Genomic DNA, 9734 nt, shown 5'->3' on the forward strand with positions numbered 1-9734 from the left:
CTATTTGCATTTCCCTCGGTGCCAATTTCTTAACCGATGGCTCGCAACATACTCCGCGTCGCCCCTCCACCTTCGACCTTACCTGCCACACGCATCATCTTTATCGTTACGGCCGAAATCGGCGTTGCATATAGTCACTCTGCGGATTTCGGATAACGGAAGACGACCGCTGGCACATAAGCTTGTCAGACAAAAGCAATCGGAGGAGAAAGACATGTCGAACAAAGTAGCTTGTGGCGCACTTATCTTTACAAGCTTATCTGAGCGTGACTGCCAAGAGAATGCTCCGGCGAAACAATACAACTCTTCTTTAGCTAACGCCACTCATTCCAAGCGATGAAGGTTTGTTTCGCTTGATGGCGGAAGTTCAATTTGACGCAGCTCTGAGCTGCTGTGGGAGACCTGCGGATGTCGAAGCCGCCCCGTATTTCGAGAAGGCGTTTTCTGTTGAGTGGCGTTGCAGTCGCTGGCGCCACGATGTTAGTGGGCTGGGGTGTTATGCCACCACGTCAGCGCCTTCACAGCAGCGCCAACCTACCTGTTGAAAATGGCGCTGTCGCGCTAAATGGCTGGATAGCCATTTCGCCGGATAACACCGTAACTTTGGCTATGCACCGCGTAGAAATGGGACAAGGCGTGCATACCGCCTTACCAATGCTGGTAGCAGAGGAGTTGGATGTACCGCTTTCCACCATCAAACTGGTACAAGCGCCCATCGACGCCATCTTCAGTAACCTGACCGTCATGCGCGACAACTGGCACTTTCATCCGGACGAGTCTGGCAATGTCCAGGAGTTCACGCAGTGGATGTTTGAGAAGGTGGGCCGCGAGCTAGGGGTCAACTTGACGGGAGGATCGTCCAGCATTGCCGATTCATGGGGACCGTTGCGGGAAGCAGGTGCCACAGCGCGCGCGTTACTGATTGCCGAAGCGTCACGTCAGTGGAACGTGCCCGCCGAACAAATTCGCACAGAAGATTCACACCTTTTTCACGACCTCACTGGGAAGAAAGCTCCGTACGGCAGCTTGGTGGCGCTGGCAACAAAGGGGAAGCCTCACAAGGTAGTTCTTAAAGACCCGAAGAGCTTCCGGATAATTGGCCGAAGTGTGCCGCGTCGCGATACACACCTCAAGGTAACCGGCACCGCGAAGTACGGCATTGATGTGCGCCTAGACGGAATGGTATACGCAGCAGTGCGAATGTCGCCATATATTGGCGGTTCGGTTCAGGACTCAAATCCGACCAACGTTCTATCTATGCCAGGCGTGTTAAAGGTGGTCGATTTCAGCAGCGCGCTGCAGGAGAAAAGCGCAGCAGGCGCTGGCGTCGCCGTGGTAGCGCGCAGCTGGTGGCAGGCACGGCAGGCAGCCGCTGCGCTGAACATCCGTTGGAACGATGGAGGTAATAGCTCCTTGTCGAGTGAGCGCATTTACTCCGAATTCGTCGAAGCACTTTCCAAAGACGAGGGTCACACCTACTACAGCCGCGGGGATATGGCCAAAGGGTCCGATGCGCTACGCACTATCCACGCTGAATATAAGGTGCCATTCCTCGCTCACGCAACGATGGAACCCGTCAACTGCACGGCCCAGGTCAAAGATGGCAAAGTGCACCTTTGGCTGGGTACTCAAGCACCAACCTTTGCGGTACGCATCGCGGCGTTGGTTGGCCGTGTAAGCGAATCAGATGTCGTCTTGAACGAGCAGCTGCTGGGTGGAGGCTTCGGCCGCCGTCTGGAAGTAGACATGGTCGCGCAAGCTGTTGACATCGCGCGTCAATGCGACGGAGCGCCGGTGCAAGTAATCTGGTCCCGCGAAGAAGACATGACTCACGACGTGTACCGCCCTGCCGCAATTGCGCGTATGACAGCAGGTCTAGACAAAGCCGGCAACGTCATCAACTGGGAGGCGCGTAGTATCAGCGGCGTGCTAGTGCACCAATTCCTAAAGAGGAATTTGGGCTTGCCTGGAGCGGGGCCGGAAAAGCATACCTCCGAGGGTTTGTTCGACATGCAGTACGAGATCGCGWATCAGCGCATTAGTCATGTGTCTGTTGAAAGCGTGGTCCCCTTGGGTAACTGGCGCTCGGTTGGACATTCGCATAACGCGTTTTTTAAGGAAAGCTTCATCGACGAGATGGCTGATGCCGCAGGCAAGGACGCAGTGGAGTATCGTCGCGCATTACTACGCAATCATCCACGCCATTTATCCGTTCTGGATGCCGCTGTGGAGAAAGCAGGCTCTCCACCCGACGGGCATGCACATGGCGTGGCCCTGCACTATTCGTACGGAACTATCGTGGCGCAGGTAGCCGAAGTGTCAATAGTGGACAAGCAGATTCGGGTGCACAGAGTAGTTTGCGCGATCGACTGCGGCATTCCAGTAAACCCGAACCTTATCGCGCAGCAGGTAGAGTCAGGCGTTATCTATGGGCTGTCCGCAACGCTAGGCGGAGAAATCACGATTAAGGACGGTAAGGTTCAACAAACCAATTTTCATGATTACAATGTCCCACGCATGAGCGACGCTCCGCTTGTGGAAACAGTAATCATGCCTAGCGCCGATTTGCCGCAAGGCGTAGGTGAGCCTCCCGTTCCGCCTGTTGCGCCAGCTGTTGCTAACGCAGTGTTCAAGCTGACCGGTCAACGCCTAAGGAATCTACCTTTACGCCTGGGTTAGCGAAGTTGAATGAATACCTTATTAAATCGAGCCCACTCGTGCGTATATAAAGAGGAACTACTTTAACAAGTGGAGTGGATTGATGCGCAGCATGCGTATCGTTCTCGCAGACATTGAGCCAAAGATTGCCCGTATAACAGGAGGTATCTGCTTGCTCGGCAAAGGCCACGTCCATCCGCCGGCGATGCGCTTCAAACAGCGCCGCAGACCATCCGGCAAGACGCTAACGGAATCAATCTCCAGAATGAGGAAGATTAAATGTACCCAGTTTCCATCAAGGGCGTGCTGGCCGCGCCATCCGGCGAAATCGTACTGCTGATGAACGAACGTGAAGAATGGGAGCTGCCTGGTGGCCGCATCGAGCTTGGTGAGTCGGCCACCGAATGTCTAGCGCGTGAAATCCGCGAAGAGCTGAATCTCGAAGTGGCGGTAGGCGCACCGCTGGACAGCTATCTGTTTGAAGTCATCCCCGGCAAGCACGTGTTCATCACGACCTACGCCTGTACGCTGCAGGGCGGCTTCACTGCGGCCATCAGCCACGAACACAAGCGCCTCGGCCTGTTCGCGCCGGACGCGCTGCCCGAGCGCCTGCCTGCAGGATATCGCGCTTCCATCGCCGCATGGGGCGCCGCGCGATGAACCGACTGTCGCGCCACTTGCGCCTTCAAGGGATAAACAAGAGAAGCGAATTGGGTTAAAGCATCAAAGCGCGACCTCTCAGTACTTTACAACTCCCCGACCACGCCTCCAAATGTTTATAGATTTCAGTTAGCTCCCACTGACCGCGTACTAGCGTGCCTTCTTCAAGTAGGCACGAAGGCCATGAGTGAGAACGAAGGGAAAAACACTCGCGTGGTCCTCACCAGTAAATACCTCAAGTCGAGAGCGCAGGCCAGGATATCGGCGTGATCGCAAGGCAGCGTCAAAATCCCGTAGGTCCGCGACCATATCCGCCTCGTCTTCCAAGCGAGAACGCTTTGTCCCGGCGACCACCGTTTCCAGACCTCCAATGCCGAAGAATACCGAAGCTGGCATATCACGATGCCCCCTCGCGTAATCCTTCTCCCTGTCGAACATCACTCTCCGGTCGTACCATAGCGAAGGGCTGCCAAGGATGTAGTGCTCAAAGCAGCCAGTATTGGTCAGGAGGAGTTGAAGACCAAGTAGGCTTCCATACGAATGACCGATGAAGACTTTGCGGTTCATATCGGCGCGGTAATGTGCTGCTATGAAGGGAAACACTTCGGCGGTGACGAATCGGCCATACCTGTCCGCCTCACCGAACGCTGCAGCTCTGGATGGCATGTCGGACACATGGCCTTGCGCGCGAGGCACCGTCGGCGTGTAATCGCGACGACGACTATAGACCGCACTATCGCTTTTCGCGTACGAAAGTCCAACGACAATTGCTTCCTCCAGTCCGGCATGCTTAGCAAGCCGCTGCGCGACATTACGCACAATCGGGAACGCGTAAGTAGCGTCGGTGACGAACAAAACCGGATAGCGCCGGTCGGACGTTCGATAGGATTCAGGTAAAGCGATGAATACCTGGTAGTCACGGTTCAGCGACCGCGCATGGATATCTCGAATCTCAGTGTTATCGAGCCGGTAAGGTTCAGGCGCAGCCGCGACCGCGCTTGCAGCTAAGCTGCAAAAAAAGATTAGGTTAAAAATCTGCTTCAAATTGGCTCCGAAAGGGTTCCGCACGGCCGCGGCAAACGCAACGTTGTCGGGCGCGACTTCAAGTGTTCGGTCATAACCGACTAGCCAATTCTGCAGTGAAGGTAACGATCATGCAGCTGTAACGTGACGAGATGCCGGTACCGTGTGACGAGTATCCGCCGCCGACACCTCCTAGGGGCATAGGCCGCTGCTATACTTTTGTCGATGAAACATCGCCTTTCCATCCGGGGCCTTCTCTCCCTAATTCCACCGCCGRCCAGGACAATTGCTGCAACAGTGCTTGTCTGGACGACCATCAGTCTCCTTGGAGCGCTACAAACGTACAGCGACAATTTGCGAAGTGGGGCTGACAGCCACTACCCGACCCTATTCGTAACTTGGTTCGTAGAGTACGCAGTGCCTCTCATTGTCTTGAGCGCAGGGTTGAGCATCGTCTTGGCACACTGGCCAGCACTGATAGAGCGGCCGCGAAACGTGGTTGCCCTCTTCATCGCCCTCGCGCTGTTGTTCCAACCCGCACAATGGATCTACATGGCATGGTTGCGCGGCTATTTGCATATCAGCAGTCTTGGCGACGCCAAACGGCTACTAATGAAGATGCTGCTGGTCGGCTGGTTCTCCACTACCGGAACCTTCGCCGCAATCCTGGCCATTAACTACTTCCGGCATTCAAAAGAACGCGAACTGGCTTGGCAACGAAGCCAGACCGAAATGCTTAACCTGAGACTGGCGCTCGAGGAGCAGCGCATGTTGGCACTTCGCGCCCAGCTAGAGCCACACTTCCTGTTCAATGCACTGAACGCCATCAGTGCGCTTGTGCGGGACGGCGATAAATCCATGGCGCTTGGCGGCATAAGTGGGCTGAGTGACTTGCTGCGCTATGCGTTATCCGCTAGCGTGAGAAATACGGCTACTCTCGCTGGCGAACTGCAATTTGTGCGAGACTATCTCGAATTACAGCGGCTGCGCTACGGTGAGCGCCTGCGTGTGCATATCGAGGGCGACTCCGGGTTTCTTCATCAGGTCCAGTGCCCGCCTCTACTTCTACAGCCGTTGGTTGAGAACGCATTGCGCCATGACCTTGATTGTCACGATGGCCCAAGCGATATCCTGTTGCGCTTCGAGAGAGAGGCCGAGGCGATGTGCATCTGTGTCACCAACCCTGTCAGCGCACAGGTGTCCCCGAACCCGGGTGCAGGCTTGGGGCTCGCCAATGCGCGCGACCGCCTGAGATTGATGCATCCTGCGGCATCGCTGCAGGCAGGAATGCAGGACAACCGATTCATTGCCACAGTCCGCCTTCCGTTGACGAATGAGGACTAACGCAATGCAAGTGCGGTACATGATCATTGACGATGAAGCGCCGGGTAGAAAAAACCTGCGTTTGGCAATGGCCACTCATCTCGACTGGTTGCTCGTGGCTGAATGCGATAGTACGACGTCCGCGCGTACAGTATTGCGCAGCCAGGTCGTTGACGTGATATTCCTTGATATCCAGATGCCGGCTGAATCGGGGCTCGCACTTGCGCGAGAAATCAGCCTGCTGCACGAACCGCCGCTAATTGTTTTCGTGACTGCCTACAGCGAGCATGCGGTCGACGCCTTCGAAGTCCATGCGCTCGACTATTTGCTTAAGCCGATGAGCGACGCTAGGCTGGCACAAGCCGTGGAACGAAGCAAGTCGATGCTGCAGCAACGCCAACGCGAACCGTATGGTGCCGCTCTATGAGACTACGTCAATTCGGACATCGCGCATTTCGCAGACCATATCAATGTGCGGTCAATCGGACGCATCGAACAAATTCGCGTCAGCGACATCCTGTGGATTGAATCGGCAGGGAATTATGCTGAACTGCACCTGGCGTCCCGCACGGTGCTCCACCGAGTCACACTGCGTATTCCGGTGATCGTGACCGCTGATTCCGGTCCATCGTGACCGCTGCGCATCAGTGGTGCTACGCGGGTCAAATTCTAAATGCTGCGGTCACGATGGGTCGATATTTTTCTCCTTTTTGCTGGTTTTTCGTTCCTGCCGTAGCGAGTCGCCGGTCAGGGTGATGCGGTGTTGGCGCTGCATGAGGCGGTCGAGGATGGCGTCGGCCACGGTGGCGTCGCCGATCCAGGCATGCCAATGCTCGATGGGCAGCTGGCTGGTGATGATGGTGGCCTTGTGGGCGGCTCGGTCGTCGATGATCTCCAGCAGGTCCGAGCGGGTGGTGCTGTCGATAGCGCCCATGCCCCAGTCATCGAGCAGCAGCACGTCCGTCTTGGCCAGCTGGAGCAGCCATTTGCCGAAGGCGCCACTGCCGTGGCGTACGCGCAGCTCCTCCTGTAGACGCGGGACGCGCTGGTAAAGGGCGCTATGTCCACGCCGGCAGGCGTACTGGGCCAGCGCGCAGGCGAGCCAGGATTTGCCGGCGCCGGTGGGGCCGGTGATCAGGATGCTGTGACCGGTGCTCACCCAGTCGCCCAAGGCCAGGCTCATCACGTCGCGCCGGTTGATGCCGCGCCCGGGCCGGCTGTCGATGTCCTCGATGGTTGCCTGTCCATACTTCAGGCGCGCTTTCTGCAGCAGGCGCACCAGGCGCCGATCCTCGCGATGGTGCAGTTCGCGTTCTACCAGCAGGGTCAGGCGTTCTTCGAAGCTCAAGGTGCCGATCTCGGGTTGGCCCAGTTGCTCCTGCAAGGCCGTCGCCAGGCCGTCCAGCTTCAGGGCGCGCAGTTGCGCGACGGTGTTGTGCATCATCATGCTCTCGATCCTTATTGGTAGTAGTTGGGGCCGCGCACGTGGGCGTGGTCGGGGCTGGTCCAGTCGGCCTGGGGCGCGCTGGCATCGCAGTCGCGGTTGTTGGCCAGGATGTCGCGCACGTGGCGGTACTGGCAGGCGCCAATCTGCAAAGCCAGCGTGCAGCCGGCCTCCAGGCGCGGCTTGCCGTAGCGCTTGGCCAGCGACAGCAGGCCCAAGCAGGCGCGGTAGCCGTGCTCGGGATGCTTGTTCTCCTCCAGCAGACGGGTCACGGCTTGGGCCGTCGCGGGGCCGATGCTCTGGCCCCAGTGGATCAGGCGCTGCGGGGTCCATTCCATGTGCGCGCGGTGGGCGGCGGGTAGGTGCGCCGCCGTGGTCGTGAAGCCACCCTGACGCTCGTTACGTGGGTGGCTGGCCACGCGCTGCCCCCGGTGCAGCAGCTCCACCATCGTGCGCGTCAGGCGCGCCTCCAGCAGCTGGCCGACCAGGGCGTGCGGCACGCTGTAGCGGTGGCGTTCAATCTCGACGTGGTAGTCGATGTGGACCCTGACGGTCTTGAAGGTGGCCAGTTCGTAGCGCTGTTCCGGCAAGGCTTGCAGGACCGGGACGTCCAGCTGGGCGAAGGCGCTGGCCCGGCTGCCGGGCAGCTTTTGGAAGGGCCGCTGGTTCAGGCGTTCCAGCAGTGGGGCGATGGCCTGGTTGACCTCGTGCACGCTGGCGAAGCGCTGATGGCGTAGACGCGCGAGTATCCAGCGTTCGACCACCTGTACAGCCGACTCCACCTTGGCCTTGTCCTGCGGGTGGCGGGCGCGCGCGGGCAGGAAGGAGGTGCCGTAGTGGTGCGCGAAATCGAGCACGGTATCGTTGGCGCGCGGTTCGTAGCGGTTGGCATCGGAGATCAGCGCGCGCGGGTTGTCCGGCACGATCAGCTGGGGCACACCGCCGATGAAGGCCAGCGCTTGCGCCGTGGCGCCGAGCCAGTCGGCCATGGTCTCGCGCGCCGTGGCGCAGGCGAAGGTGTAGCTCGACGCCCCCAGGGCCGCCACGAAGATGTGGGCGCGGCCGCCGTCGGTGAGCGGCACGGTGGGGCCGGCGAAGTCGATGAACAGCTTTTCGCCGGCATGGTGCACCTGGCGCATGGAGCGTTTGAGGCGCTTGGCGAAGCGCCGGTAGTTCTCGCAGTACTGGGAGTAGCTGTAGGTCTGGGCGTCGGCATGCTCGGCGCGGTGCTCCTCCCACAGCAGCATCAGCGTCATGCCCTTGCGCCGCAGCTCGTGGTGCACGCGGCCGTAGTCAGGCTGCACGAAGTCACTCTGGCGCTGCGGCGCCGTCAGCAGGCGCCTTTCCAGCGTCGTCTCGTCCAGGTCCTGCACGGTGGCCCAGTCCAGCTTGGCCACGGCGGCCAGGCTCGCATACTTGGCCACCACGCCCTTGGAGATGCCAAGCGCGGCGGCGGTCTGTTCATGCGACAGCCGGGCATCGAGTTTCAGTCGAAGTACGTCTTTAATTTTACGCATTGTCATCCTTGGTGCGGGCATGCTGGTTCCGGGCAAAAAGCCCGCAGCGTACCCGTTCGGTTGATAAATGCGTAACACCGTGACGGCGCTTTAYGGCGCCGTGCTGGCATCGTGACCGCCGATTCCGGCATCGTGACCGCTCATTCCGGTCAGCTGCCAAAATCGGTCACGATGGACYAGAATGGCCGGTCACGATGGACCGGAATCGGCGGTCACGTTCGACCGGAATGGCCGGTCACGTTCGGCCGGAATACCCAGTCACACTGAATCGCCTTGAAATCATGCTTTCGCCTAGCGAGTTCCTCCGCGTGCACCGTGGAGCCATAGTCAGCCGAGAGCAGATCGCGCGCCTAGTTACCACTGGAGATGGGACATATCGACTCACCTTGCGTTGCGGCGGCGAGGTAGCGGTGAGCGAGCGATACCTGAACGCTTTGAAATCATTCATGTAACCCGCGTACGCGACACGCCCGCCTACTCCACTTTACACGCGATGTGATGAATCGCCGAATGCCTGGGATGACTGCGCTGTACCGGTCGCCACTACCATCCCTATACTGCTAGCACTCGGTAACATTTCACCCGCAAGGAGAAAACTTGAAAGCTCTCGCAGCAATGATCTTGGCCGCGCTCTCCGCGTCTGCCATAGCCGATGCACCTGAATGGAGCGCACCGCATAAGCCCTTCCAGATCTACGGCAATACCTATTACGTAGGCACAGAAGGTATCAGCGCTGTGCTAATCACCTCTCCGAAGGGTCATATTCTTATCGACGGCGCTACAAAGGAAGGTGGCAAAATCATCGCCGACAACGTGAGGACGCTGGGTTTCAAGTTAAAGGATGTGAAAGTCATCCTCAATTCACACGCCCACTACGACCACTCGGGCGGTATTTCAGAACTGCAGAAACTGAGCGGCGCCAAAGTGTTCACTGGCGCTGAAGGTGCGATAGCGCTTAGCAGCGGCACGACSGCGCCGGAAGATCCRCAATTCGGCRCCATCRACGAYTTCGAACCGGTCGCGAATGCRCATGCRGTGAAAGAAGGCGAAGTGGTGAAAGTTGGCGCGCTGGCCGTCACCGCGCATCTGACGCCGGGCCACACGCCGGG

9 protein-coding genes are annotated in these 9734 nt (G+C 58.6%); 6 read left to right on the plus strand and 3 right to left on the minus strand.

Annotation, left to right across the window (positions count from 1 at the left end):
- Positions 1–408: 408 nt before the first annotated feature.
- Positions 409–2679 carry a molybdopterin cofactor-binding domain-containing protein gene (locus AB4Z11_RS12235; RefSeq protein WP_442025522.1) on the plus strand — a complete coding sequence of 757 codons (2271 nt, stop codon included), beginning with the start codon at positions 409–411 and terminating at the stop codon, positions 2677–2679.
- 258 nt (positions 2680–2937) lie between these two features.
- Positions 2938–3318 (plus strand): NUDIX hydrolase, encoded by a 381-nt coding sequence (locus tag AB4Z11_RS12240; protein WP_442025523.1) that lies wholly within the window; start codon positions 2938–2940, stop codon positions 3316–3318.
- Between the two features lie 150 nt (positions 3319–3468).
- On the opposite strand, the gene AB4Z11_RS12245 is transcribed toward AB4Z11_RS12240, so the two are convergent.
- A complete protein-coding gene (locus tag AB4Z11_RS12245; RefSeq protein ID WP_442025524.1) occupies positions 3469–4362 on the minus strand; it encodes an alpha/beta hydrolase in 894 nt (297 codons plus the stop codon).
- Between the two features lie 423 nt (positions 4363–4785).
- Here AB4Z11_RS12245 and AB4Z11_RS12250 point away from each other — a divergent pair, with 423 nt between their 5' ends.
- Both AB4Z11_RS12250 and AB4Z11_RS12255 read left to right on the plus strand, forming a co-directional pair.
- Positions 4786–5685: a sensor histidine kinase gene (locus tag AB4Z11_RS12250; RefSeq protein ID WP_442025525.1), complete on the plus strand. Its 900-nt coding sequence runs from the start codon at positions 4786–4788 to the stop codon at positions 5683–5685.
- Between the two features lie 19 nt (positions 5686–5704).
- Positions 5705–6091 carry a LytR/AlgR family response regulator transcription factor gene (locus AB4Z11_RS12255; RefSeq protein ID WP_442025526.1) on the plus strand — a complete coding sequence of 129 codons (387 nt, stop codon included), beginning with the start codon at positions 5705–5707 and terminating at the stop codon, positions 6089–6091.
- Positions 6092–6346: 255 nt separating this feature from the next.
- Here the strand turns inward: AB4Z11_RS12255 and istB are convergent, their stop codons facing one another.
- Both istB and istA read right to left on the minus strand, forming a co-directional pair.
- Positions 6347–7111 (minus strand): IS21-like element helper ATPase IstB, encoded by a 765-nt coding sequence (gene istB / locus AB4Z11_RS12260; protein WP_442025527.1) that lies wholly within the window; start codon positions 7109–7111, stop codon positions 6347–6349.
- A gap of 11 nt (positions 7112–7122) precedes the next feature.
- Entirely contained in the window at positions 7123–8646 is a 1524-nt protein-coding gene (gene istA, locus AB4Z11_RS12265) for an IS21 family transposase (RefSeq protein WP_442025528.1), read from the minus strand.
- A gap of 206 nt (positions 8647–8852) precedes the next feature.
- Here istA and AB4Z11_RS12270 point away from each other — a divergent pair, with 206 nt between their 5' ends.
- Both AB4Z11_RS12270 and bla read left to right on the plus strand, forming a co-directional pair.
- A complete protein-coding gene (locus AB4Z11_RS12270; RefSeq protein ID WP_442025529.1) occupies positions 8853–9077 on the plus strand; it encodes a LytTR family DNA-binding domain-containing protein in 225 nt (74 codons plus the stop codon).
- 145 nt (positions 9078–9222) lie between these two features.
- The coding region (gene bla, locus AB4Z11_RS12275) for a metallo-beta-lactamase (RefSeq protein ID WP_442025530.1) at positions 9223–9734 on the plus strand (512 nt) is incomplete at its 3' end.

This window comes from Pseudoduganella sp. RAF53_2, from assembly GCF_052113985.1.
GTDB lineage: Bacteria > Pseudomonadota > Gammaproteobacteria > Burkholderiales > Burkholderiaceae_D > Rugamonas.

Excerpts from the sequence above, each read along its gene's own strand:
- AB4Z11_RS12240 (WP_442025523.1), top strand. The coding sequence starts at position 2,938 with ATGTACCCAGTTTCCATCAAGGGCGTGCTGGCCGCGCCATCCGGCGAA.
- AB4Z11_RS12255 (WP_442025526.1), top strand. The coding sequence starts at position 5,705 with ATGATCATTGACGATGAAGCGCCGGGTAGAAAAAACCTGCGTTTGGCA.
- istB (WP_442025527.1), bottom strand. The coding sequence starts at position 7,111 with ATGATGATGCACAACACCGTCGCGCAACTGCGCGCCCTGAAGCTGGAC.
- istA (WP_442025528.1), bottom strand. The coding sequence starts at position 8,646 with ATGCCCGCACCAAGGATGACAATGCGTAAAATTAAAGACGTACTTCGA.
- AB4Z11_RS12270 (WP_442025529.1), top strand. The coding sequence starts at position 8,853 with ATGGCCGGTCACGTTCGGCCGGAATACCCAGTCACACTGAATCGCCTT.